Origin of the sequence: Spirosoma oryzicola (assembly GCF_021233055.1) — a bacterium.
Classification (GTDB): Bacteria; Bacteroidota; Bacteroidia; order Cytophagales; family Spirosomataceae; genus Spirosoma; species Spirosoma oryzicola.
On record NZ_CP089543.1, the window covers coordinates 95,421 to 120,884 of the forward strand.

Genomic DNA, 25,464 nt, shown 5'->3' on the forward strand with positions numbered 1-25,464 from the left:
ATGCTACGAACTGTAGTTGACAGTTATTTAAAACAAGCTGTCTCTTGAAACGCCCGAATTCTAGATACTCTCTTGTCTCATTGGGGAGCATTTTCGTAAGATTAATCAGTTGCTACGACTTGCCAGGCATTCTCTTACTAGAAGAAACCCCAACCTGCTGACGCTGATGAAAAAGAATGAAGTCTTCCACCCGTTCAAACGGCAGTTGACGGGCAATAATCCGTTTGTCTTTGTCCAGAATATAGATCGTCGGCGTCATCGCCACATCATACACGCGTTGAAAACTTAAGGTGTGGGTCCAATCATAGCCGTGAATCAAGTTGGTTAAGTGAAACTCCCGAATGAACTGCTTCCAATCCGCTTCACTGTCATCCACCGCAATGGCCGCTACCCGAACGCCTTTATCTAGGTAGCGATCCGCTAGTTGTTTCAGTTTTGGAGCCGTATCTCGACAATGCCCACAGTGGGGAGCATAAAAGAAAATGACGGTATAATCGGCTTTTAGATTTTGTATGCTAATCGGGTGCTGAAGCGTATCACTCGCCTTGAAAAATGGGAAGGCTTTGCCTACTTGCAGCGGTTTTAAGATAGCCACCCGTTCCCGCATCGTCTTCAGGGTTGCCGGATCACTCACCGGATACACACCCGTCAGCCAATATCTCTCGGCCATATGAATAAAGACCCCATCGGTCCCCACCACTTTTGGCCGTTCATATTGACTGGTAATGTACCAGATGATATAGGATTTAACCTCAGAAGCTTTCGCGTTACCCACCAGCCAATCGGCTTCCTTCACCAAGGAGTCCACGTTTTGGACGCTCAATTCGTGGATGTATCGATTCAGCTTGGTTTGTAAAACGGGGGTGCGAATCATCCGCTCATCATGCCAATTATAGCCGTCCCAGTAATGCGCTTTATAGTAGGTAAAGACCCAATTCGAGTCGGGTCTTCCATTGGCAGCCTTGGGAGCTGTCGGTAGAGTTGGCTCCCCCGTCGCTTGGAAGAGTTCGACGGCAAACGAGCCCTTATGCTCCTTCATGAATTGCGCTTGGTAGGCTTCAGCCCGCTTGGATAATTGAGCCAATCCATCCTTAGTTGTCGTATTGTCAGCGGATGTACTAGCCGCTTTAGTCTTCAACTTGATCGCCGTGGCTTCGTCGTTGAACTGGCCTAATTGCTGCTGGTAAGCGTAGAACAACTCATTCTCTTTCGATTGGCTGACCTTCATATGCTTAATTAGATTAGCCGTATCTGTCTTAAAGGAAAACCGCTGTTGCTGGGTAATGATTAAGTGGAGCCCCATGTCCCGTTTCGAGGAAGGAACGACTAGGTAAAGCCCTTGTGGTAAGGGCTTATCCCCTTCAAAAGAAAAATACCCTTGTGCATTTACACGAACGGTATCCTTTGGAATGAAGGAGGTCGCTCCATACCAATGAGCTAGTACCAGGGTTGAGTCATGCATTCCCTGGATGTGTCCCTTTATTTTAAAGCCATTGGTTGAACGGCCCGAATTGGTCTGAGCGATGGCATTGGCGCACAGGGTTAGAACTAGAATGAGCTTGAATAAACTGGTCATATATTTTCTTGTAGAACCCACTTTTTGCCGATAGTATGGAATCAAACCATACTTAAAATCAAGACGATAGATTATCCGACTAAGATAAAGGAAGAAAAGCAAATACATGACCTCTGCTGCTTCTCATTCTGGTGAGCGTTTACTAAGATAGAGAGCGATAAGGTTACAAATTATAACTACTCGTTATCAGTAGAAATAAACCTTAATGATTGGGCATTTCTATTGATTCAGTCATCACTCCTTAGACTTTCAACCGGATTTTGTATGGCGGCTTGGTACGAACGATACCCCACCGTCAACAAGCAGATCAAGAGCGATAGCAGAAATCCGCTTAGGAAAAGGGTAACGCCGGGTGTTACTCGTTCGGGAAATTCCATCAACAGGGCAATCCCTAAAACATGAGCTAAAGGAGCCGCAATGATAAAAGCGACGAGGATCAAGATAACCGACTCTTTCGTAAAGAGTAGCATTACATTGGGTACGGTGGCTCCCAACAGTTTGCGAATGCCAATTTCTTTAGTTCGCTGAATGGCCATAAAGGACACCAAGCCGTACAAGCCCAAACAACCAATCAGGATCGCTAGAAAAGAAGCCACGCTTAGGACCGAGAAAATGAGATTATATTCGCCATACAAGCGATTGATGGACTCATCCATAAATTGATATTTACATAAATAAGCAGGATAGGCTTGTTTCCAGGCCGCTTCAATCCCCTGTAGCGTCTGGGCAGCACCCCCCGTTGAGATCGCTAGCACAAGGCCGGTGAATTTTTCGGGATTGTACAGGATCGTGATCGGGTCAATCCGGTTGCTCATGGGCTGGGTGTAGGAATCTTTCATCACACCACCGATTGTTACGAGCTGATCGTTCAGCGTGTAGGTAACGCCAATAGCGGATGCCGGATTGGTAATTCCCAACGCCTTTATCAACGATTCATTGACTAAAACCTGGGCCGGAGACTGGCTGCTACTGGCGGATAGATTTTTTCCCGCTAGCAAGCGCGTCTGAAAAGCGTGGATGTAGGACGTATCCGCATAGCTGACAATGCCAGCGTGCTTCTGTTGCGGGTTGGTATAGAACGCCCCCGTTTCATTCCCTACATTGCCAAAACTGTAGCGAAGCAGGCCAGGAACGTTTTGTAACGCTTGCCGCAACCGCTCATGTTGTCCCGCTTCATTGCCCCGCAGTGCGGGAATTAATACAATCGCTTTGGGGTCGTAGTCTAAGGGGCGCTCCTTAAAGGAATTGACTTGGTTGGTCATAATCAGCGTGACAATGATCAGCAGCTGAGCCCCAATAAATTGTGTGACAACCAGCGCTCGCCGTAGGGAAAGTCCCTTGGCCGTTCCACTGTAAGTTTGTGACTTCAAGGCGAGCACCGGTTTGTAACCCGATAGCACAAAAGCCGGATAAAACCCGGCTGCCAACGTGATAACCAGCGTGACTAGGCCGATAAAGAGGAGGGAAGCAGGCTGGGTTAGTTGGCTAAATTGAAGGTACTCTCCCCCGTAGAGTTTGTTTAGTTCACCAATCCCTATTTTCGTTAAGAGTAGCCCGGTCATGACAGCTAATGCCGTGACGACGAAAGCTTCACTCAGGTGCTGCATAATCAACTGAAAACGGGAGCTACCCATTGATTTTCGGATGCCGACCTCTTTCGCTCGTTTTAAGGCTTGAGCAGTGGCTAAATTGATGAAGTTGATGCAGGCAATGAAGGCGACCAGGCCCGCAAGGATGGCCAAAATAATCATCACCGGTACGGGAAAATCGTAAGTGAAACTGGTGTAATCGTAATTTCGATCATGGTTGTCCTTGAGCGCCAGTAAATGGAATGTGGTGTTCTTAGCCACCTCTTTGGGAAGATATTTTTGAATCAGTTGCTCAAGTTGGGCATTGATGCGATCTTTTCGGGTTTCCTTGGCGAAGACCACATACGTAGCCCCAGTCCCTACGGTCTTCCAGTTGTTCACACTCTGGGGCAGGAACCGAGCCAGCGACGCGTAGGAAATCAGCAGACTGTAGGGCTGATCGGTGTTGGAGGGTGGGGCTTGAACAATGCCGTTCACCGTCAGGGGCAGTTTGTTTTCCAGGGTAAAGGTACTGCCTAACGCATGATCTAATCCGCCTAAAAACTTGTTGGCAAATGCATCGGTGACGACCACCGAATTGGGTGTGGCTAAGGCCCGCTCTTTATTACCAGCCAGCCAAACCCCATCGAATACATCAAAATAATGCGGATCGGCAAAAAAGGCGTACTGGTCTTCAAATAGATTATGATCCTTAGCGAACTGGTAGCGTTGCAAACAGTAGACCCCCGTGGCCTGCTCTAATCCGGTCACATCTTGTCGAATAGCCTGGGCCAGTGGCGAGTAGTTGCAGCCATTAAACTGTTGGCCTTGAGGGGTTAGTTGATTTAAGTTCACCCGGTAGATTCGATCTACTTTGCTATGATAGGCATCAAAGGAGGTTTCGTAGCGAACGAGAACAAAGATGAGCAGACAGCAGGCTACGCCAACGGCCAAGCCTATTAAATTGATGGTTGTATAAAGCCGGTTCTTTTGAAGCTGTCGGATAGCGGTAAAGAGATAACTTCGGAACATCGTTCTAGGTGTCTAGGTCTAGCTGATTGCGGTACGATTCTGCTTAGTTGACCGATACGAAGTCTAGCGTTTATCGGCTTCGGGAAGCAGTCTTCAACCCTTCAGCTTTGGGTTTGCTCTACTCTTGGCTCAATTATTATACCAACGTGGCGAATGCGCTTTTGCGGAATGGAGTAGCTATTTAGCGAGTGCTGTGATGTACGCTTTCGGACAATAAAAGGGGGAATATGTCCGGTTCTGTAAGGGCTTGGAGACGTACAAATTAAAACGTCATTCCTAGAGTATGGACCTAATTTGCCATCTCTTTAATCGCCCCAATTTAAAAGTCGCTAGAGGCTTGCTCCTTCATCTCAAGCACGAGCCTTTTTCTAAGATTACATAAACTATCATTGCATAGAAGGGTAGATTGCTCTTTTTCGGGTTAACCACTGAACAGACGTTAAGGTGAATAAGGTTACTCTAAAGCCTTCACTATCTATTGCTTCGATGATGCTTGTCGGTTTGAGTACAATCCGTAATTATGGTAAGTAAATCTGTAATGGGTATACAGGCCGGTTAACGGAATCCTCGGACCTTTGTTCCTACTAAAAGATAACAGATCTACTTGATTTGTAGGAACATGAACATTCAGTCATTAGCCATCGGCATAGCCCTGCTTGGGGGGGTGACCAGTCTTAGTAATGCCCAGACAACGGCCGATACTACGGCTAAACCGGTTGTGAAGACCTATCAGGCTCGCTCTCCCAAAACCCAGCCTTTTGGCGCCGAAGCGTTCGGACCATCCAAGCAAACGACGATCCGATGGCTAGGCTTCGCTGGCTTTTTTGTCAATTCTCGCGGGACCACGTTTATGGTGGACCCTGTGCTGGAGGGTTTCGACATGCCGGTGCTGATTGATTTCCCGATTGCCCCTAAAGCCGTTCCTAAGCTGGATGCCGTACTGGTTACCCACGCCGATAATGACCATTTTAGCGTACCAACGAATCAGGATTTAAAAGAGGTTACCAAAGCCTACCACTCGACGATCTACGTTGACTCGCTGATGCAAAACCTAGAATTACCCGCCTTGGGGCATACCATCGGTGAGAGCTTTAAGGTTGGCCCAATACGGGTTAAACTAACCCCGGCCGATCATGCCTACCAGAATGCTTATCCGGGTATGAGCAAGCGCCGTTTCAAAAATGAAGATGCCTGTGGCTTTTGGATACAAACGCCCGATGGGACGATCTGGGCACCCGGTGATTCCCGCCTGACACCTGGCCACCTGAGTATGCCCACCCCGGATGCGATCTTCTTTGATTTTTCGGATAGTGAATGGCACTTCACCTTTGAGGGTGCGGTGAAAGTCGCCAATGCGTACCCGAATACCCCGCTGTTGCTATGCCATTGGGGTTCGGTGGATGCACCCGACTTTTCGCCCTTCAACGGCGACCCCGCCCGATTGGCGAAAGCAATTGCCAATCCGGGTAGGATCAAGGTGCTGGCACCCGGCGAGCCGTTTATGCTCAAACCGCTAACGAAAAGTAAGTAGATGGACAAGATACGAAAGCTCCAAAGTGTAGCTCAGTTTACGGCCGAGCGTGGACAGTCGGTGCTGCACCCCTTAGTTAGCGTGCTGGACCAGTCCCAGTCCACGCCCGTTCAGACGGGTCGGTGGCTGTCGGAGTTATACATCGTGTTTCTTAAACAAGCCCGTTGTGCGCCCTTGGTCTATGGCCGTCAGCACTACGATTATGACGAAGGAACGATGCTGTTTATCGCACCGGGGCAGGTGTTTGGTCTGGAAGAAAGTGAAGATGAACGAGTGCAGCCTACCGGTTGGGCACTGGCCTTTCACCCCGATCTGATTCGGGGTACGGCCCTGGGTGGGCACATCAAAGACTACAGCTTTTTCGGCTACGACGTGCATGAAGCGCTGCATCTGTCCGAGCGGGAACGGGCGTTGGTGGGGGAAGGCTTTCGCAAGATTGGCGATGAGCTGAACCACCCTATTGATAAGCATAGCAAGCGTTTGATCGTGAGTGCTATTGAGCTATTGTTGAATTACTGCCTACGCTTCTACGACCGGCAGTTTATCACCCGTGACCACGTTCACAAAGATGTGTTGGTTCGCTTTGAAACGCTGCTGGATACTTACTTTGGGTCCGATAAAGCCCAAACAATAGGAATACCTACCGTGGGGTATTGCGCCGACCAACTCCATTTGTCGGCCAACTATTTCGGTGATCTGGTGAAGAAAGAAACGGGCCTGTCAGCTCAGGACTATATTCAGGCCAAGGTCATCGAGCTGGCCAAAGAACGCGTGTTTGATCGGAGCAAGTCGATCAGTGAAATCGCCTACCAAATGGGTTTCAAATACCCCCAGCATTTTACCCGGCTCTTTAAGCAACGGGTGGGGCAGTCCCCCAATGAATACCGGTCACTTAACAGCGAGTACCGTTCGTTGAATTAGCCGCTTGTGGCTTCGTATCGATCACCTCAATCAAGCCTACCGATGAAACACATGCTGTTACCGCTCACACTGACTTTGCTTTTATCGGGGGCCGTGTTCGGGCAGAATTCAAACAAACCATCCCAGAAAACACCCATGGATAACCGCGTCGCGTCAGACCGAATCGAACGAGCCCGAAAAAAATACGAAGAACTGTTCGGGCAGCCCATCACGGCCAGCCAAACCGACCCCGAACTGATGACCATCCTGCAACGGTTCATTTTCGGTGACGTGTTTTACATGGGAAACCTGGACGACAAAACGCGGGAATTGATTACCATCACCGCGCTGACGACCAACCAGACCCTACCCCAATTAACCGCGCACACCCAGGCCGCCCTCAATATCGGAGTAACGCCGATTCAGATTCGGGAAGTGGTCTACCAATGCGCCCCATTTATCGGTTTTCCTAAAGTGCTCAACGCCGTAGAAACCATCAACACCGTGTTTGAAAGCCGAGGCATTAAGCTGCCGCTGGAAGCCCAGGCAACCGTGAAGGAAGGGGAGCGCTTTGAGCAGGGACGCCAACAGCAGGCTCCGCTTTATGGTGAGGGGATGAAACAGAACATGAAAACACTGCCCGGCGAATTTGCCCAAGCCATTCCCCAGATACTAACTGAGTCCTGTTTCGGGGATTTTTATACCCGCCAGGGCCTGGATTTGAAAACCCGGGAACTGATGATTTTCTGTAGCCTGGCCACCTTAGGCGGCACCGAACGGCAGATGGCTTCCCATGCGGTGGGCAATCTAAAAGCAGGCAATAGCAAAGAAACGCTACTGGCCGCGATGGTGCAGCTCTATCCCTACATCGGTTTTCCCCGAATCTCCAACGCCATTAACCTCATTAAAGACGCCAAAATTGACTAAGCGATCATGCAAACAAGACGAATAGGAACCGGTGGGCCGGAGGTATCGGCGCTCGGCCTGGGCTGTATGGGAATGAGTTGGTCTTATGGCCCACCCAAAGACAAAGCCCAGATGATTGCCTTGCTGCGAGCCGCCGTCGAGCGGGGCGTTACCTTTTTTGATACGGCTGAAGTGTACGGACCCTACCAGAACGAAGAACTGCTGGGAGAAGCCCTAGCGCCGTTTCGGGGGCAGGTGGTGATTGCCACCAAGTTCGGTTGGGCACCCGCTTCTGAACGGGAAGCAACCGGACGGTGGAACGCCCTCAATAGCCGACCTGAGCACATTAAACAGGTGGTGGAAGGGTCCTTGAAACGACTGCGCGTGGAGGTGATCGATCTGTACTATCAACACCGCGTTGACCCGGCCGTGCCCATCGAAGACGTAGCCGGAGTGGTTAAGGAGTTGATCCAGGCCGGTAAGGTAAAGTATTTTGGTCTGTCAGAAGCGGGTGCTGCTACCATTCGGCGAGCGCACGCGGTTCAAGCGGTGACGGCCCTGCAAAGTGAGTATTCGCTTTGGTATCGGGAGCCGGAAACCGAAATCTTACCCACCCTGGAAGAGCTGGGCATCGGCTTTGTCCCCTTTAGTCCGCTGGGTAAAGGATTCCTGACCGGTGCAATAAACGAGACTACGCAGTTTGATGCGACCGATTTCCGCAGCACTGTGCCCCGCTTTTCAGAAGAAAATCGGAAAGCGAATCAAGCTCTGGTCGATCTTCTGAGTAAGATAGCCCAGCAGAAGAATGCAACCCCCAGTCAGATTGCGCTGGCCTGGTTGCTGGCCCAAAAGCCGTGGCTTGTTCCCATTCCAGGTACGACGAAGTTAAACCGTCTGGCGGAGAATCTGGCAGCAGTAGCGGTACACCTAACTCAGGATGATCTTGGCCAAATCGAAAAAGCGGCTTCAGCCATCACGATTCAGGGGGCTCGTTATCCGGCTGAGATGGAGAAGAAAAGCGGTCTATAATTGCGTAATGTCCGTCGCAGTAAACGCCCAATTTATGGAGCAGATACATGAAGACTTCTTCGTCTCACTTCGGAGGTGATTTATCCGGACATCTGGATGGGCAAGCCTAGAAAGCGCTGATATTTGTACAGCTCTATCAAAACTTAATTTCGGCTCAAAAACGTTATATTTGTAAAGCAACCCTAAACGTGATGGCAACAGACTCAAAAGACCCCAAAATGTCGGTTAAGAAATCGTCTGCTAGTGGCCAGCTTGCCACCAAGTCAAATATGAAGGCAGGGCTAGGCTTATTTAAGGACAAAATCGTCAGTGAGTCGTCTTCATGGGAAGACGATCTGCGGGTGACGATTAAGAAATGAAGAAATACTTACTGGATACACACATCCTGATCTGGTGGCTAACTGATTCGCCCGACTTACAAGCCCCTATTAAAACCATTCTTCAGAACCGAACGAATGAATTTTACGTCAGCCACGAAAGCCTGCGTGAGATTGTCATCAAGGCTAAGTTAAAGCGAGCTGACTTCCAATTAAATGGGGTCACCATTGCTGACATTGCCAATGCGTTACGCCAAACGCTAGGCGTGAAACTACTGCCATCGAAGGTCGTCCACTTAGCCAAGCTGGAGGCCTTGATACCAGTACATAATGATCCCTTCGACCATATTCTGATCAGTCAGGCCATTACTGAGCGGTTGATCCTCATTAGCCACGATGGTAATTTTCCCTTCTACGAAAGTCAAGGTCTGAAGCTATTAAGAGCTTAAGTTCCGTGTGTTTCTGACAGCAACAGTCTGACTCTTGCTCAAAAGAGTTCACCAAAAAATTCATCCCCTCGTCTCAGGTAGGAGCTTATTACGAGAATTTGAATTTTTGTTAGATTGATTAGCCTAACGTGACTGATACTGCCCTTTATTCATCCTTGAATCCCAAGCCAATAATGATTGAACCATTCTCAGCCGATGTTACAATTCAAGCTAAACCAGCTGCCGTGTGGGCTGCTTTGACCCAGCCCGCACGAATGACAGAATGGCTAGCAGAACCAGAAGCGCAAATTCAGGTCATTACCAATTGGCAAATCAATACCTCAATCACCATTCGTGGATTTCATCACGTAAAATTTGAAAACAAAGGCATTGTTCTACGCTTTGATCAGGAACGAAAAGTAGCTTATACGCATCTGAGCTCGGTTTCGCGACTGCCCGATACGGCCGAAAACTATTCCATTCTTGAGTTTACTCTAACCCCTACTAATCAATTTACCCACCTACGGCTCACGATCGAAAACTTTCCCACTGAGTCGATTCAGAAACACTTAGAATTCTATTGGCGAACGACTCTTTTTCTGATCAAGGAACAGGTTGAGCAAGCCTAAGCTATATAAAGACAAGATTCATTACAGACTTTTCAGAGTCACGAACATAAGAGCACTTATTGAGCGATTACTGAGATTGTATCTTTTAAAATACCAAGCCACCGTGGCGCGGCTGTTTTTAATATCTGTCAACGCTAATCCGTCGCATACGTTAACTGCCTGTATAACAATTATTTAATTCACTAGTCTTTTTCCCGGAGCGGGCACAGGCGGTCAATCCCGCCAGCCTGCTGGTTTAAAGGGCGTTCTGGAATCGCTATGTACGCAAATAGCCGTGGGCGGACGATTATTGTTAGGCCACAGGATGCGCGTGGTTCCCCTCGCGTACCTGTATAAGGCGGTGACGGTTCGGGCACGGGCCGACGGCTGTTCAGCGCGTAAAACAAATCATCGCCCGAATTTTCGTGTGGCCCTGAGGGATCGGTAGCGCCCAGTGGAATGCCTTCCGCATCGTTGCGGTCGAGCCAGTAATGAACGGCTGAAATGGATGATGCGGTGAAATAACCCACAAGCATTTCCCGGCTATTGGCCATGTTATGAACATTGCCCGCCAGAGCGGTTGTGGGTGTAGCGGCCAGACCACCGTTATTTTGCGCTTGTTCCTCAAACAGTTTGTAGTAGCGGTACGCATCTCTGGTGAGCGATACCTGCCGAATATCCACCAGGCAGGGAGGCCGCTGGTAAAAGGGAATCTGAGCCACGTTACGCCCTACGATCTGGCCACCATTGCTGTATACATCATCGAACAGATTAATGGCGCTGTTGCGTATCATCTCCCAGCACTCCGTCCGGCAGTTATAGTCGTAGGTAAAAATACCAGATACGATAGGTGCATCGAAAGAAACCTGACCCGCTGGTGGAGTGAAACAGCCTTCGTAGAGTTCATTGCCCGTTACAAAGTAATAGGAGGACAGAAAGGTATTCGGCAGCACTTTATAGATTGAATAAACCCCTTGCTGGCATGTCCGACACCAGTATTGTCGTTCATACAGCGTCCAGTCCCACCGGTAATAATTATGCTGACCGGCGGGGTCCTGCGTGTCCAGGTAAAACTCGTGCGCGCCCCGACTCGGATTGATCTTCCCATCGTGAAATTGAGCTGGAAAACTGGTCGGATTAAACTGCGCGCGCACCCTCGTGATGGGCGGTCCGTCGGGCATACTCTGCTGGCTGGACTGGTAGCGGGTTCCATCCGGCAGGGTAAACCGCAGTTGATAGGCATGGCCAGTCTGCCCCCGAAAATCACTCGGTAATTGGTAGCTGCCATTCGTGGTTTCGTGAGCGGAGATGACCTGCGTGGAATCAACCAGCACCTCAACCGTTGCTTTCGTGATAGGTAACGAACCTGGCAGACCCGTCACCGGATCGGCCAGCGAACGGTTGAGCCGAATGACCTGGGGTTCCGCCAGGTTGTTGATGGTCCCGTCCACCACAATTATATTGAGCCGGCCGGTCAGAGTTGTTTCAATCGGATCGACGCAGGCTACGGGCACCGTAAAGGCAACCAGACCAACCAGTAGAATAGAGAAAAACGAGCGCATAGAGTTCGTTGAGCTTACTTGAATTCAAAACTATACGCCAGGCTGGGAATAGGCGTCGCAAAGATGGCTAAGCGGTAAGGTCCCTCGGGGCGGTAGTAAATCGAATAGGTGTTCGCCCGACCGTAAAGATTATACACCGTAAACGTCCAGTGCCCCTGCCAGCGCCGGTTTTTCAGGCTGGGGTTGTCGATGTTCCAAGCAAAGTCCAGCCGGTGGTAGTCGGGTTGGCGCGCCTGATTCCGCTCGTTGTAGAACGGGTAAAGCTGGTTCCGATAGCGGACGTAGCCCTCCGGCGCAGTATAGGGCCGACCGGTGCTGTAAGCGAAGTTAAACGAAAAACTGTGGTGTTTTCCCTGATTGATGTTGAGGCTCAGATTCAGACTGTGGGGCCGGTCGTAGTTGGCCCGATACCAATCGCCCCCGTTGATCTGCTGCTGAGAATCCGCCCCCTGATTTACCTGATTCAGCGTTCGGGAATAGGTATAATTAACCCACCCCGTCAGTTCACCTTTCTTCTTGGAAACCATTATCTCCAGGCCGTACGCTTTGCTACGCCCCGGCAGCAACTGTGTTTCGGGATAGGGTTGTAGCAGAAAATCGGCTCCGGGTTTGTAATCCAGAATGTGCTGTGTACTCCGCCAGTAGACCTCAGCCGACAGCTCGAACACATTAGTCGGGGAGTTTAGGAAATAGCCCGCCGACCAGAGCTGGCTCACCTGTGGCTGAATGTGGGCGTCGGCGGTTTTCCAGCGGGCTGTGGGCAGGGGGGTGGTCGTGTTGGTAATCACCTGCAAATACTGACGCATCAGGTTATAGCCCAGTTTAAAGGAAGAGTTATCGGTCAGTGCGTACCGGAGCCCCAGCCGGGGTTCCAGCCCACCGTACTGCTGGCTAATCTGCCCGGCTCCGTAGCGAACAGAATCCACTACGTTGGTAGCATCCGGGATATTCTCCGATCCGTTGCTGCGGTATTGACGTACGATTGATGGACCCAGATTCAGAAAATGCGAATACCGCAGCCCCGCTGAAACCGCCAGCCTGCTCGACAACCTGATTTCGTCCTCGGCATGAATCGCCAGTTCCAGCGCCTGTTCGGGGGGCGTTTTCTGGGAATTCACCGCCGGACTAGTACCGGCAATAAGTTCGCCGGGGTTGAGCCGGTAGTGCGTCCCGTTGATGCCCAGTTCAATTTTCTGGTTGTCCAGTTGGTAATTCAGATTTGACTTGACCTGCCGTTGCAGCAGAGACTGTTTCAGGGTAACCTTGTTGTTAATGCTGTCTTCAACCGATAGAATTTTAGGAATGTACTGCGCCACCAGGGCCGTAGTCTGCACATTCACCCGGTCGTTGACGGCATGGAACCAGCGGACCATACCGTTGGCCGTCTGTTGGGCGTATTGAGTACGCACAGCGTTTACATTCGCCAGACTGCCCAGCAAATTCGTCTGAAACAAGTCTTCGCTCAGGTAGGCCATAGCTGTCACCGTGTTCCGGTCGTTTACCCGCCAGAACAGCTTAGCAGTACCCTCACCAAATTTAGCCCGTATGTCGTTCAGCCGGCTGGAGGCCAACCGCAGCAGAAAATCATTAAACGCACCTCGTCCAGACACCAGAAGGGCTAGCTTCCCTTTGATCAGGGGCGTTTCGACGGTGAGCCGGTTAGCCACCAGACTAACCCCACCGCTCAGCCGAAACTGATTCAAATCGGGGTTACGCAGGCTGATGTCCAGCACCGACGCGGCCCGTCCGCCGTAGCGGGCCGGCACATTCCCTTTATACAGATCCAGGTTTGCAACAGCATCGGGGGGGAAAACCGAAAACAGCCCAAACATGTGGGTCGGGTTGAAAATAGGCGTATCGTCCATCAGAATCAGATTTTGATCCATGGTCCCCCCCCGGATGTTGACGCCGTTAGCCGCTTCTCCCACGCTGGTTACGCCGGGCATCATCTGTAGACTGCGCAGAATATCGACTTCGCCCAGGGCCGCCGGCATTCGTTTGAGCATGGCGATGTTGATCTGGCTAACACCCAGCAACGGCTGCCGGACGTTGCGATCGTAGCCTTTGCTGGTCACGATCACCTCCTCTAACTGGCTGGCTACGGACGGCAGACGAACAGCCAGTGTTGTGTTCTGACGCAGGAAAAGAACGGTCCGATACGGCACGTAACCCAGTTGTCGGATCACCACAACGTGCCGCCCTGACGGAATCGTAATAGTAAAGTTTCCCTGCCCATCGGTATAGGTCCCTGTCGTTATTTTTTCGTAATCCAACACGACAGCCGCCCGAACGAGTGGCTGCTGGCTGGCCGAATCGCGAACTGTACCGGAAAGAGTATAGCTAGTTTGTGCAACGACAGATTTGATAAATAGAATAAATGCAAAACTCAAAAGTAAGCGGAATAACATAGACCTATTAAGCTTGACAATATTCTTTAGATCAAATTAAAATAAATTAATCTTTAAAAAGTAATATATGCTTCAATTGTCCCATATAAAGTTTAGCAGTACCAGAGAACTGTTTTGGTTATTCTGGTTTAGCATATTCAGTTGGAAATTTCAAAGGTACTAATCAACGGTCCCACACTGGGGATGAGGTATTCCGACCGGCTATAGCGGTGAATTACGGTTGCCACTACCAAAATGGGCCAGCTATCAAATAGGCCTGTGATTCCTTGATTGACACGTATAAACGTTGCTTTTGCTTTGCTCTTTAGTCAAATAAAAACGTATGTCTATGAAGACAAGCAAGGTAATATCTGGACAAGTTCACAAACGAATGGGGGTTGGCTACTTTCCCGCTATGCGGCAAACATGTTATCTACTAGCAAGCCCACGGTAACTGAAATAGATACAGAAGCAGGAAAGATGCTTTTCGGGATTTTAGAAGCGATGGATGGCAGTATTTGGTTTAGTGCAGTTGATGGGCTACATCGTTACGACGGAACAACCATTACCAATTTTAAGCGGTAAAAAGAATTGGCCTACTTTGAATAACTGTCTCTTGAAACGCCCAAATTTCAGATACTCCTATCTGCCTTCGTCTCACTTAGGAGCGATTTGTGAGAATCTATGAGTTCTTCGCCGATCTGCTATCCTGTCTACTAGCATACGCCCTTATACTAGTGGACAAAAAACAGAAACAGAAAGCCCTTTTTTGGCCTTCTGCGCAAATCATCAAATCTGCCTTTGAAACGCTTTTTTGTAGTGTGGGGCAAACTTCTTCTCTTGTTTCAGCGTGAAATTGACCAGCAGAATCAGAGCCGGGACTTCGATCAACGGGCCGATGACAGCGGCAAAGGCCGCGCCGGAATTGATGCCGAAAACGGCGATGGCCACGGCAATTCCCAGCTCGAAATTATTGCCCGCTGCGGTGAAGGCCAACGATGTAGATTTGGCGTAATCCGCACCAGCCCGTTTCGACAGGTAGAAGGCCGAAAAAAACATGATCGCAAAATAGATCGTCAGCGGAATGGCGATGCGCACCACATCGAGCGGGATGGAGACAATCAACTGCCCTTTGAGGCTGAACATAACCACGATGGTAAATAACAGCGCAACGAGCGTTATTGGGCTGATGGCTGGCAAATAACGTTCCTCGTACCAATGGCGGCTGAAAACCCGAGTGAGGATGATCCGGGAAAACAATCCGGCCAGAAACGGCACACCCAGATAGATGAAAACACTCTTGGCCACTTCGTTAATCGTAATGTTGACCGTATAGCCTTTCAGCCCAAACAAAGGCGGTAGCACGGTGATAAAAACGTACGCATAGACCGAATAGAACAGCACTTGAAAAATACTGTTGAAGGCAACCAGGCCAGCGGCATAAAGACGGTCGCCTTTGGCCAGGTCATTCCAGACGATGACCATTGCAATGCAGCGGGCAATGCCGATCATGATTAAGCCGGTCATGTATTCGGGTTTATCAGGCAAAAAAAGCACGGCTAATCCGGACATCAACAGCGGACCGACGATCCAGTTTTGCATCAGAGACAGGGCCAATATTTTGGTGTTGGCAAACACCTTCGGTAATTCTTCGTAACGCACCTTTGCTAGTGGTGGGTACATCATCAACACCAAGCCAATGGCCAGGGGTAGGTTCGTCGTACCGGAATTAAAGCCGTTGATGAAGGTTTGCGACTGCGGAAAGAAATGCCCGATGCCGACGCCGATCAGCATGGCCAAGAAAATCCACAGTGTGAGAAAGCGATCGAGAAACGAGAGTCTAGGCATGGGTGGCTTGGCTCGTTACGTTCTCCTCAATGAATTGCTGGCTGTAAGCTTTGATTTCATGGCGGACTACGCGGAACTGCGCCAACTTATCACCATCAGGGGCGTGTGATGGGTCGGTGAAGCTGTGATGCACCTTCTTGGCCGTAGATGGAAAATAGGGACATTGTTCGCGGGCATTGTCGCAAACGGTAATCACATAATCGAGTGGTAGGCTGGTATATTCGTCAGCATGGTTCGAAGTATGGTGGGATATATCAATGCCATCTTCGGCCATGACCAGAATCGCCAACGGATTGACCCCGTGGGGAGCAACACCCGCGCTATAGACCTGAGCGCGGTCGCCCGCGAAATACTGCAAATAGCCCTCGGCCATCTGTGAACGGGCGGAATTGCCCGTGCAAAGCACTAGAATATTTTTCATGATCGTTTTGGTTTAGTAGGTTAATTACAGCCATCTGGCCCGCAGCAAGTGGCTGCGGCTATTTTGGTTTCGGTGCTGGGCACTGGCTTTTGAGCGAATACCGTCACACTGTAGATGCCTTTGTCTTGCTGGCGGTAGTCGGCCACTTCATCCGCTGACAGGTAGGTTTGCAGCACATCGTCGGGCAGGGTGATTTCCCGCTCCTTTTGAACTTGAATGTTGGTAAACCCGGCATCCTGCACGAGCTGCAAATAGGCGTCCTTCTGGATCGCGCCCGATACGCAGCCAACATACATTTCCGCGTCGTGCTGCAAGCCTTCGGGCAGCTCTCCTCTGAGCACAATGTCGGAAATACTGAAATGGCCACCGGGCTTCAAAATGCGGTACGTTTCCGAAAAGGCTTTGTGCTTGTCGGGGACCAGGTTCATCACACAATTGCTCACCACCACATCCGCCAGGTTCTCCGGCAACGGTATGTCCTCGATGTCGCCATAGACGAATTCGACGTTGGAGAAGCCCAAAGCTTTCGCATTCTTCCGGGCACGGTCGATCATGGGCGGGGTCATGTCCAGGCCGATCACCTGGCCCGTTTCGCCCGTTTCCGCACGGGCGACAAAGCAATCATTGCCCGCACCCGATCCCAAATCCACCACCACATTTCCGGGCTTAATTTGTGCGAATTGCGTCGGTAAGCCGCAACCCAATCCCAAATCAGCATCGCCTACGTAGCCGTTCAGCTCTTGGTAATCCTGCGCCATCACAATCGGCACATTCGATTCGATTTCAGGTCCCGGCCTGGATTGGTCGCAGCACGAAGTAGGCCCGTAACAGCCATTGACGTCAGGTTGTTCGGCAATCGCGCCGTATTTCTGGCGCACGACTTCTTTGATTTGTTCAGCGGTTTCCATGTGATTTTCCTTTATTGGTTTAATGTAATATTACGATGGATAAGAGCAAAAAAAAGCCTGCTCTTTGTCAGCAGCAGGGCACTTCCATCATTGCATCCAGCAATGCGCCGAAGGTTTGTTTCGCTTCTTCCCATACAGGCGGATTGATGCAGTAGCAGACGCGGGGCGGGTTGATTTCACCCTGAATGATGCCGATGCGTTTCAACTCCTTCAAATGCTGCGAAACGGTTGCCTGCGCGAGCGGCAACTCATCCACCAGGTCGCCACACACGCAGGCTTTTTTCTGAGCCAGCAATTGCAGGATAGCCACCCGTGCCGGATGCGCGAAGGCTTTAGCCAGATCCGCGATACGGTTCTGTTCTTCGGTGAATATTTCGGTTTTCGTTACTCCCATGATACAAAGATAACATGAAACTACTTCATCGCACTATTACGATAAAATAGTTTTAGAGCATACCCATTGTATCCTTATACACCCCTTTCAATGGAGAGTCTCGCTTATCCTCGTCCGCAACTAAACACTTTTAGCTGACGATGCATGCTTAAACCAATTACAGCAGCAAACGAAAAAGGGGAATAACATCCTGTGTTATTCCCCTTTTTCGTTTGCTGCTTTGATCGAATGGATGTTATTTAATATCCTTTATAAACGCTGATCAGCCGGTTTTTTCATTGTCTTTAGTGGCTTCTCAACAGACTTGTCAATACGTAGGGTGAATGGAACCTCCTTTGGCGTATCTAGTAGCGGCTTGCTGACCGCAGGCGCAAACTGGCTTGGCTGGTTAAGGCCAACGGCTGTCCAGTGCATGGCATCAATGGATCGATTAGCCCCCTTCTGGGCTTCTGTAACTACTGGTTGATTCGTTTGTGTTTCTTCGCCCAACCGGTGAGCATCTTGGCTAGATTCTGACTCGCTTTTAGGCATAAGGCTATAGCTTTGTGCCCAAGATTGGGTTGAAACGAGAGCGAATGAAACTAAAAATAATACAAAGACTTTTGACTGTATTTTCATAACGTTGTCCACTATTAGAAGTAGGATATAGAAGCAACGGAAGAAATAGATATATAGTTGCAATAGTCTCATAATTAAATAATTGTCTTATTGCTTGTGTGAACTGTCGGATTTGTTCTCGGTCATGGTATACTTATACATATTCACCTTTACTTGTTAATCCCTATCGGGATGATAGGAATAATACAATTTTTTAACCAATAATCTACCACTCGTTCGCTTGGAGCATTTACGGATGAACCAGTTAGTTCTCAATGAGTATTTAACCCATAAATTAACGTAAACCAACCGATAGATTAATTAGGCCCTGATGCTGAACCAGCTAATACTTCTTTAACGAGTGAAAGCGAATGGCCACTTCCTTAATGTGGATGATCCATTGTGATGGTTTTGCACGACCGGGTTACATCCCCTACAACGAATAATAGCTCTGGGCGACCGGTTTGTCAGGAAGAGGGGCATAAGACGTCATACTTTTCAGATCAATCTCAATGGTTTGAGCAATAGTCGTCATGGGTGTGTCGGTCGGTTTGTTTTCAAAGGGATCCTGCAATTGAATGGCACTCTTCTCAATGAGAATGAATGCGGATGAGAGTAGCGTGACCAAAGGTACGTCCAACAGATAATGAACAGGGTCCAGACAGAAAGGCAGAATCGTAGCAAACAAGTAAATGAATACCTGCATGTTAAACGTGTAGGTCCGGGGAAAAACCGTTTTTTTGATCCGTTCGCAGCGTCCCATAGAATCGGTCAGGTTGTTGAGAGTCATGTTCAACTGGACCAGCTGATAATCGGTTATTCGTTGACAATCGTACAAGCCACGCAGGCTTAAACCTTGGACCAGCAGTAAGGCATTTGGTATATTGGTTGCCTGAGCCACGCGCTGACTATCCGCTACCGATAGAAACGCTTGCAACCGAGCTGTCACATCCTGACCCCGTAGGGAGTCACCCAACACGAAGCAGAAAGCACACTGGCGTTCCACAAAGGCGTGCAGCAGCTCGTCCCGGTCAGGCCCATTGGCAACAAATACCTGGAGTTGGCGAATCAAGTTACGGCTATCGTTAACAAGGGCTCCCCAGGCAATCCGGGCCTCCCACCACCGATCGTAGGCCTGATTGGTACGAAAAGCCAGCAACAACGCAATGCAGGTACCCAGGATGGCCGCAACGGCGATCGGAACAACCAAAACCCAGGAACTGAAAAGTTTAAGCAAAACAATGGCATTAGTAAACAAAAAGATGAGCAGGGCCTGAGGAAGGATACTGCGTATATAGAACGCGAATGAAATCTTGTGATTAAGCAGCATAAGTCTTTATTGACGGGTTTAAAGCGGTCAGAAGTAATGCCTACCGCATGACGTTGAACATCCTAAGCAGATCTGCGTCCATTTTGGTATTAAGATGCTCAGCCCGCGATCGACTTATAAGCTTGTAATGGCGATTGGGTCTGCCTACTCCCCAGCGGCTTGCTCGGAGGCATCCAGCCGGGCCATTTCCAAATCGATCCGTCGTTCAGCCGTCCGTAAAACCTCATCACTAAAGCGTTTTTCGGTAGCCAGCTCCAGCAGAAGTGCCTGCTGGTATTCACCCAGGGCTCGTTCGGCAGTCCGCTGTTCATTCACCAACGCGTGGTCAGTTGCCAGTTCTGGCTCCGAGTTGGTCTGATACAGCGTGGCGTCCAATTCGTTCACCAAAACCCGGTACCGCCGGATAAGGGTTTGTCTCAACTCGCCCCGCAAGCGTATCGGGAAGTCGTTCTCCAGGTACGTTAGTGACTGGCTGGCCAACAGGAACTCCAGCGCCTGATCCACCCGCGTCGGATCACTCTGTGGAGTTATACCTAGCAGCCGAATGAGCAAGGGTAAGGTCATTCCCTGCAAGACCAGCGTGACCAGAATGACCACGAACGACAAGAACAGTATCAGAGGTCTTTGGGGGAATAACTGGCCGGAGGGCAGCGTGAGGGGCAGGGCCAGGGCGGTAGCCAGCGAGATTACGCCCCGGGTTCCGGTCCAGGCCACAATGAGTACGTTCCGCCAGTCAATGTCATTGGCTCGTTCGTCTGTGTCCGAACCCGATGTGATTGACCAGCCCAGCAGCCGGGGATAATAGGTGCTGAAAAACACCCATAAAATGCGGATGAGGATGGTAACGACGCTAATTGTAACACTATACAGGACTAATTCTTCTGTCGTATACCCGCGTAAGTCCGCCACGATGGCCGGTAATTGCAGACCGATCAGGATGAAGACTATACCTTCGAGCAGAAAAATAAGGGTGTCCCAGACGGCTCGGGATTCCAGGCGAGCCTGGGGTGAAAAGACTTCCGGTGCCCGGCGGGTAATCAGCAGCCCCGCGCTGACGACGGCCAGAATGCCTGAGGTGTGTGCGTGTTCGGCGGCTAAGTAGGCTACGTAGGGGGCCAGTAAGATTAGACCCGTTTGCGTGGTGGAGCTATCAATTCGATGGAGCACCGTCGCCACCAGCCAGCCCAGCACACCGCCGATCAACAGGCCGCCCCCGGCGACCAGTAAAAATTGCAGACTCGCTTCCCACAACACAAAATGGCCCGTCATTACGGCGGCCACGGCGTAGCGGTAGGCGATCAGAGCAGAGGCATCGTTGAGCAAGCTTTCGCCCTCCAGAATGGCAATGACACGTTTGTTGAGGCCCAGGCCTTTGATGATGCTGTTAGCCGCTACCGCATCCGGTGGCGAAACGATGGCGCCCAGCACGAAGGCCATCGGCCAGCTGAAGTGGGGAATAACGTAGTGAGCAGCCACAGCCACGGTACTGGCGGTAAAAAATACGAGTGTAACGGCTAAGGTGGTAATGGGTCGAATGGAGCGGGTAAACTCCTGCCAGGCTGTCTTGGAGGCAGCTTCATAGAGCAGTGGGGGCAGAAAAATGACTAAGGCTACGTTGGGGTCTAAGGCCAGATTGGGCAGAAACGGCATGAAACCAATCAGTACACCCGTGGCCACCAGCAAAACCGGATACGGCAGGATGATTTTATGGGCGATGGCCGACAGGCCAATTAAAATCGCCAGTATAAAGATAACCGTCTCAAAGTGGGCCATACATTGCCGGTTTATTTGATGAAAACAGACGTCCCGCTCGCTGCATTAAAATTGATAAACGACGGCGTTACTATTCATGCCCGCTCCCACCGAGGCTAACACCACGGTATCACCGGCTTCGATCCGTTGATTAGCGAGCTGGCCCCGTTGAACCAAATCGAGAAGGGTCGGAATAGTAGCCACTGAACTATTACCCAGCCAAGAGATCGTCATGGGCATCAACGCTAAGTCTGGACTTTCCTGACCGTATAGCTTGAAGAGCCGTTCCAGAATAGCAACATTCATTTTGTGATTCGCCTGATGGATCAGAATCTTTTTGACTGCTGAAATGCTTATACCTGCTTTATCCAATGCGGTTTTAATGACGAGTGGAACGTGCAGTAAAGCAAATTCGTAGAGCTTTCGCCCATTCATCTTCATGAACCGATCAGCAGGCTCGCTTTGGTCTGGATCGTAGGCGTTACCCATCTTCAGGAGGTCAGCGTGTTCATATGCGTGCGTCTGAGTATGGTGGGATAGTATACCCGTTACACCCTTGGGGCTGGCTTCCAGAATAATGGCCCCGCTGCCATCACTAAACAACAACGAATCCCGGTCCGAAGGATCGATCACCCGTGACAACGTTTCGGTACCGATGATGAGGCAGCGCTGGGCGTCTCCCGAGCGAATGTAGTAGTTCGCTTGAATAACTCCTTCCAGCCAGCCTGGACATCCAAAGGCCAGATCATAGGCTACGCAATGAGAGTTTTTTATGGCTAGGCCTGCTTTAATGCGAGAAGCCAGGGAGGGCACCAGATCGACCCGGTTCGTTTGATGCGCGACATCGCCAAAGTTGTGGGCTACGATCAGGTAATCCAGCGTTTCGGGATCAAAACCCGCGCTTGTCAGGGCCTGCCCAGCGGCCAGTAAACCCAGATCGGAGGCTTTCTGATCCGGGCGGGCGTAGCGCCGTTTCTGGATACCGCTAATGGCTTCAAATCGGTCTAGAATCACGGCCTTATCGGTGGTAATGGCTATTCCTGCGGGGGTAAAGAACTGGGTCGCTAAGAAATCCTGATTTCGAACAAGGGTATCCGGAATGCAACTACCCGTTGCCGCAATGACTGAGCGAATCATAGTTTTGAATGCTTAAGCGATGGTGTGTGGTATCGACCGAACGAAGCAGGTGCTCTCAACGCGTACTATGCTTCCTTACATATCTGGCCAATTCGTTCGTTGCCTGAGTGGGTTGGCAAATGACAATTTGAAGCTAGGCACTGGCTTTTCAAAGGACCTTATTCCGTGTTGATGAACTAGATTTGGGTACGCTCCTAAGATTCGCTGATTGGTCGACCTGGGCACAGGAGATACTAATCATTCAAAATGGAATCTAATCCGGCCACCTAACATGAATTGATCGCAAGTGTGATAAGAGTCAGATCAGCATTACTGGTTTTCTTTTAATTAGTAAACGCTTAACACAGTCAGCAACCGCTAATTCGATAGACGGAAGCTAATTTTCACAAAAAACAAACCTATTTGACTACAAGACGCTTTATTCTGGTTATTTTAATGAGGTAACGGCTTCCTTGGTTGGATGCATCACCAATCATAGCGGAGCCCCGACTCGTGCCACTTATTACTTGATGATCGCGTCAACAAGGATCGGGCGTAGCCAAAATGAATGACTGAGCAGTAAACCTTCACTGGATAGTGAATTCCATTTGCGTACACTCAGCAATTCGGTAGGTTGACCATTCTCTCCTAAACCGATAACAGACTTGTACCACTACATCACTTTTGGCCTATTCCGAAAAGCAACAAGCTAATACGCTTTTGTTATGTATGTGTAGAAGCTTACGAAGGCTGCCTGGAGTTATAGGTTTCCTTTTTTCGTTCAACACCAACTTTTAACACAAGTCGATTAACCCAGTCAAACAAGTGCACGAACTCGGTCAGAGCATCTGGCTGGACTTTATCGACCGGCCCCTGATGAACTCCGGCCAACTGCAACGGCTCATCGAGAAGGATGGCATTCGGGGTATCATCTCTAATCCGGCCATCTTTGAGAAAGCGATCAGCAGTAGTCAGGACTATGATGGAGACATCCGAGAACTGACCAAAGAGGGTCTCTCGAACGAAGCAATATTTTACCGGGTTGCCGTAGCCGATATTCAACAAGCCGCTGATCTATTTTTGCCCGTCTACGAAGACAAAGTGAGCGGAGCCGACGGCTTCGTCAGCCTGGAAGTTTCCCCCCGCCTTGCCCTGGATACCGACAAGACCCTGGAGCAGGCCCGCGAGCTATGGCAAGCCGTCAACCGGCCCAACGTGATGATTAAGATACCGGGCACTCAGCCTTGTTTGCCCGCCATTCGGCAGGCCATTGCCGAAGGCATCAATATTAACGTCACCTTACTATTTAGCCTGGATCGCTACGCAGCTGTGGCCGAGGCTTACATCGCAGGGCTTGAAGACCGCTTAGCCGCTGGTCATCCTATTGATCAATTGGCATCGGTGGCCAGCTTTTTCATCAGTCGCATTGACACCCTCGTCGATCCGGTACTCGCCGAACGGGGTTTGAACGAATTAAAGGGAGAAACAGCCATTGCCCTGGCCAAACAGGCCTATGCCCTCTACGGTCGCCTGTTTGAGAGTGAACGCTTCCGTAAGCTAGCGTCCCTAGGGGCTACACCTCAGCGGTTACTGTGGGAGAGTACGGGGGGTGAAAGATCCCGATTTTTCACCCGTCAAATACGTGGAGGCCCTCATCGGCCCTAAAACAGTGAATACCGTGCCGATGGATACGTTGCAGGCCTACCGTGAACAGGGAAAGCCATCTGTTCGTTTATCCAGCCACTATTCAGAAGCCCTTCAAATGCTGGAACAAGTGCAGCGGGCGGGTGTGGATCTGAACACAGTTGCTGAGCAACTGGAAAAGGAAGGGATCGCTAAGTTTAATCAACCGTATGACAAGCTTCTGAAAGCGATCGATACACAAAAGTATGCCTTGAGGGACGGCTAAGTATAAATACTGGTGAACTCGCATCAATTGTCCTTCATCAATAATATAGTACGAAAAGCTGATCAGGAGGATGATCTTATAACGGGACACTGGCTATTGTCTATGGATTATTTGCATAAATGCTGACGTAGGAGCTTTAGCTAAAGTATTTCGGCCAGGGATGCGCAATCTATTACAGCGGCTTATTTATCAACAATAACAAATACATGAAGCGAAATTCTGCCGAGATCATACCCGATAGAAAAACTGGATCGGTTATGCCAAGTAGGGATTGCTATTATATACCTATGGTTTGTTAAGAATACCAGTCGGCACTGCCTGTAAAAAAGCGTTGTATGTTCACCGCCAACTTCTGCGCGGTTAGCGGACGTATATGTATTATCGTTAGAAAATCTATTAGCCGCTTAATTAGAATCAGGTAAAAAAAGCAGGTATTGTCCGGCTTCCAGGTAAGCGCGCATTAAATGCCGGTAGAAATAAATTCTGTCCTGACCGATGAAAAAAGCCCGCTCGTTCGGGTAAGGGCAGATAAAGAACAAGCCATTGGCAAAGTGGCCCGAGCCAACTCCGTTGACGCAGTTGAGAAGAGGAGAGATAAACGTTAAGTGCTGCTGGTCGGGAGATAGCGGTTCTACGACGTGGGCAGAATTTCGCATGACATCCAGCAGACTGGTAATGTCTTGGTGTTGATTCGGAGTACCCACCTCATCGGTAAAACAAATGCGCTTACCCCTCAACTCAGCCTGCCGAACCAAATCGCTTACCCCCCGGATCAACTCGATCCAACCGATCTGGCTCTGGTGCGTAAAGGGCACTGAAGGTTGAAACAGCTTGGATTGGAACAATCGAGCCATAACTTCCAGATGAGCGATTAATTGCGGCTCCGTCCACACAGCACTCGGGTACTTGATCATGTGAGAACGACATTTAACTGCCGGTAAGCACGCACGCAGCAAAGCTGTCAGGCGGTGAACAAAGGAATTTTAGAAATGATTACATGGAAAGAAAGTTATCTGCCAGAAGTAACTAGAGTACGTTCTCTATAAGACTAGATGACCCGCTTATAGACTCATCACCCGCCTGAGTTGCCAGCTACTAGCTTCGCGGAGCTATCAAAAATAAATAAAGCGTTTTGGTATCAGATGTGTTTTACTCAAAACCCAATCGCATGGCTCATCAGGAAAAGAAAAACAAAAACGTAAAGAAAGCGGCTACGAAACCCGCTAAGATAGCTGGTCAGGTTGTGTTGCCTAAATACGCTCGCAACGAAACCGTGATAACGGCGCCCACTGTGTCGCCCAAAGCCAAGAAGGGTTAAAATGAGCCAGTTAAGTAGTTGGCCGCT

At 49.9% G+C, this 25,464-nt stretch carries 24 protein-coding genes; 11 read left to right on the plus strand and 13 right to left on the minus strand.

The window, feature by feature from the left end; genetic code table 11:
* Positions 1–112: 112 nt before the first annotated feature.
* The gene (locus tag LQ777_RS28210) at positions 113–1,576 is read right to left on the minus strand and encodes a TlpA family protein disulfide reductase (RefSeq protein ID WP_232563644.1); all 1,464 of its coding nucleotides are present in this window, start codon (positions 1,574–1,576) and stop codon (positions 113–115) included.
* A 227-nt stretch (positions 1,577–1,803) separates the two neighbouring features.
* On the minus strand, positions 1,804–4,176 hold the full coding sequence (locus LQ777_RS28215; RefSeq protein ID WP_232563645.1) for an ABC transporter permease: 2,373 nt from the start codon (positions 4,174–4,176) through the stop codon (positions 1,804–1,806).
* 619 nt (positions 4,177–4,795) lie between these two features.
* Here LQ777_RS28215 and LQ777_RS28220 point away from each other — a divergent pair.
* The 7 genes from LQ777_RS28220 (at position 4,796) to LQ777_RS28250 (ending at position 9,916) form a co-directional block, all read left to right on the plus strand.
* On the plus strand, positions 4,796–5,707 hold the full coding sequence (locus tag LQ777_RS28220; protein WP_232563646.1) for an MBL fold metallo-hydrolase: 912 nt from the start codon (positions 4,796–4,798) through the stop codon (positions 5,705–5,707).
* Positions 5,708–6,628, plus strand: coding sequence for a helix-turn-helix domain-containing protein (locus LQ777_RS28225; protein ID WP_232563647.1), 921 nt, complete (start codon positions 5,708–5,710; stop codon positions 6,626–6,628).
* Positions 6,629–6,670: 42 nt separating this feature from the next.
* Complete coding sequence (locus tag LQ777_RS28230) at positions 6,671–7,534, plus strand: carboxymuconolactone decarboxylase family protein (RefSeq protein ID WP_232563648.1); 864 nt, start codon at positions 6,671–6,673, stop codon at positions 7,532–7,534.
* A gap of 6 nt (positions 7,535–7,540) precedes the next feature.
* Positions 7,541–8,542: an aldo/keto reductase gene (locus tag LQ777_RS28235; RefSeq protein ID WP_232563649.1), complete on the plus strand. Its 1,002-nt coding sequence runs from the start codon at positions 7,541–7,543 to the stop codon at positions 8,540–8,542.
* A 191-nt stretch (positions 8,543–8,733) separates the two neighbouring features.
* Positions 8,734–8,901, plus strand: coding sequence for a hypothetical protein (locus LQ777_RS28240; protein ID WP_232563650.1), 168 nt, complete (start codon positions 8,734–8,736; stop codon positions 8,899–8,901).
* Complete coding sequence (locus tag LQ777_RS28245) at positions 8,898–9,308, plus strand: type II toxin-antitoxin system VapC family toxin (protein ID WP_232563651.1); 411 nt, start codon at positions 8,898–8,900, stop codon at positions 9,306–9,308. Before LQ777_RS28240 ends, LQ777_RS28245 begins: the two co-directional genes overlap by 4 nt.
* A gap of 173 nt (positions 9,309–9,481) precedes the next feature.
* Positions 9,482–9,916, plus strand: coding sequence for an SRPBCC family protein (locus tag LQ777_RS28250; RefSeq protein WP_232563652.1), 435 nt, complete (start codon positions 9,482–9,484; stop codon positions 9,914–9,916).
* A gap of 182 nt (positions 9,917–10,098) precedes the next feature.
* Here LQ777_RS28250 and LQ777_RS28255 read toward each other — a convergent pair whose 3' ends face one another.
* Together LQ777_RS28255 and LQ777_RS28260 are read right to left on the minus strand one after the other, a co-directional pair.
* Complete coding sequence (locus tag LQ777_RS28255) at positions 10,099–11,457, minus strand: DUF4249 domain-containing protein (protein WP_232563653.1); 1,359 nt, start codon at positions 11,455–11,457, stop codon at positions 10,099–10,101.
* A 14-nt stretch (positions 11,458–11,471) separates the two neighbouring features.
* Positions 11,472–13,847: a TonB-dependent receptor gene (locus tag LQ777_RS28260; RefSeq protein ID WP_232563654.1), complete on the minus strand. Its 2,376-nt coding sequence runs from the start codon at positions 13,845–13,847 to the stop codon at positions 11,472–11,474.
* Positions 13,848–14,135: 288 nt separating this feature from the next.
* Between LQ777_RS28260 and LQ777_RS28265 the strand changes: the two genes are divergently transcribed.
* Positions 14,136–14,429, plus strand: a complete 294-nt coding sequence (locus tag LQ777_RS28265; protein ID WP_232563655.1) for a hypothetical protein — start codon at positions 14,136–14,138, stop codon at positions 14,427–14,429.
* A 204-nt stretch (positions 14,430–14,633) separates the two neighbouring features.
* On the opposite strand, the gene arsB is transcribed toward LQ777_RS28265, so the two are convergent.
* The 8 genes from arsB to LQ777_RS28305 all read right to left on the minus strand — a co-directional run bounded on the left by arsB (position 14,634) and on the right by LQ777_RS28305 (position 22,231).
* Entirely contained in the window at positions 14,634–15,692 is a 1,059-nt protein-coding gene (arsB, locus tag LQ777_RS28270) for an ACR3 family arsenite efflux transporter (protein ID WP_232563656.1), read from the minus strand.
* The gene (locus tag LQ777_RS28275) at positions 15,685–16,113 is read right to left on the minus strand and encodes an arsenate reductase ArsC (RefSeq protein WP_232563657.1); all 429 of its coding nucleotides are present in this window, start codon (positions 16,111–16,113) and stop codon (positions 15,685–15,687) included. Before LQ777_RS28275 ends, arsB begins: the two co-directional genes overlap by 8 nt.
* A 20-nt stretch (positions 16,114–16,133) precedes the next feature.
* A complete protein-coding gene (locus tag LQ777_RS28280; RefSeq protein ID WP_232563658.1) occupies positions 16,134–17,021 on the minus strand; it encodes an arsenite methyltransferase in 888 nt (295 codons plus the stop codon).
* A gap of 67 nt (positions 17,022–17,088) precedes the next feature.
* The gene (locus LQ777_RS28285; RefSeq protein WP_232563659.1) at positions 17,089–17,415 is read right to left on the minus strand and encodes an ArsR/SmtB family transcription factor; all 327 of its coding nucleotides are present in this window, start codon (positions 17,413–17,415) and stop codon (positions 17,089–17,091) included.
* Positions 17,416–17,664: 249 nt separating this feature from the next.
* Positions 17,665–18,033 (minus strand): hypothetical protein, encoded by a 369-nt coding sequence (locus tag LQ777_RS28290; protein WP_232563660.1) that lies wholly within the window; start codon positions 18,031–18,033, stop codon positions 17,665–17,667.
* Between the two features lie 412 nt (positions 18,034–18,445).
* Complete coding sequence (locus LQ777_RS28295; protein WP_232563661.1) at positions 18,446–19,342, minus strand: bestrophin family protein; 897 nt, start codon at positions 19,340–19,342, stop codon at positions 18,446–18,448.
* A gap of 144 nt (positions 19,343–19,486) precedes the next feature.
* The gene (locus LQ777_RS28300; protein ID WP_232563662.1) at positions 19,487–21,115 is read right to left on the minus strand and encodes a Na+/H+ antiporter; all 1,629 of its coding nucleotides are present in this window, start codon (positions 21,113–21,115) and stop codon (positions 19,487–19,489) included.
* A gap of 45 nt (positions 21,116–21,160) precedes the next feature.
* A complete protein-coding gene (locus tag LQ777_RS28305) occupies positions 21,161–22,231 on the minus strand; it encodes a 3-oxoacyl-ACP synthase III family protein (protein WP_232563663.1) in 1,071 nt (356 codons plus the stop codon).
* Between the two features lie 804 nt (positions 22,232–23,035).
* On the opposite strand from LQ777_RS28305, the gene tal reads away from it, so the two are divergent.
* Together tal and LQ777_RS30625 are read left to right on the plus strand one after the other, a co-directional pair.
* Positions 23,036–23,875 carry a transaldolase gene (gene tal, locus LQ777_RS28310; protein ID WP_341871391.1) on the plus strand — a complete coding sequence of 280 codons (840 nt, stop codon included), beginning with the start codon at positions 23,036–23,038 and terminating at the stop codon, positions 23,873–23,875.
* On the plus strand, positions 23,853–24,119 hold the full coding sequence (locus tag LQ777_RS30625; protein ID WP_341871392.1) for a transaldolase family protein: 267 nt from the start codon (positions 23,853–23,855) through the stop codon (positions 24,117–24,119). The genes tal and LQ777_RS30625 overlap by 23 nt, the downstream gene beginning before the upstream one ends.
* Positions 24,120–24,523: 404 nt before the next feature.
* Here the strand turns inward: LQ777_RS30625 and LQ777_RS28315 are convergent, their stop codons facing one another.
* Positions 24,524–25,033 carry a hypothetical protein gene (locus LQ777_RS28315; protein ID WP_232563664.1) on the minus strand — a complete coding sequence of 170 codons (510 nt, stop codon included), beginning with the start codon at positions 25,031–25,033 and terminating at the stop codon, positions 24,524–24,526.
* A gap of 254 nt (positions 25,034–25,287) precedes the next feature.
* Between LQ777_RS28315 and LQ777_RS28320 the strand changes: the two genes are divergently transcribed.
* Positions 25,288–25,437 carry a hypothetical protein gene (locus tag LQ777_RS28320; protein ID WP_232563665.1) on the plus strand — a complete coding sequence of 50 codons (150 nt, stop codon included), beginning with the start codon at positions 25,288–25,290 and terminating at the stop codon, positions 25,435–25,437.
* Positions 25,438–25,464: the final 27 nt, after the last annotated feature.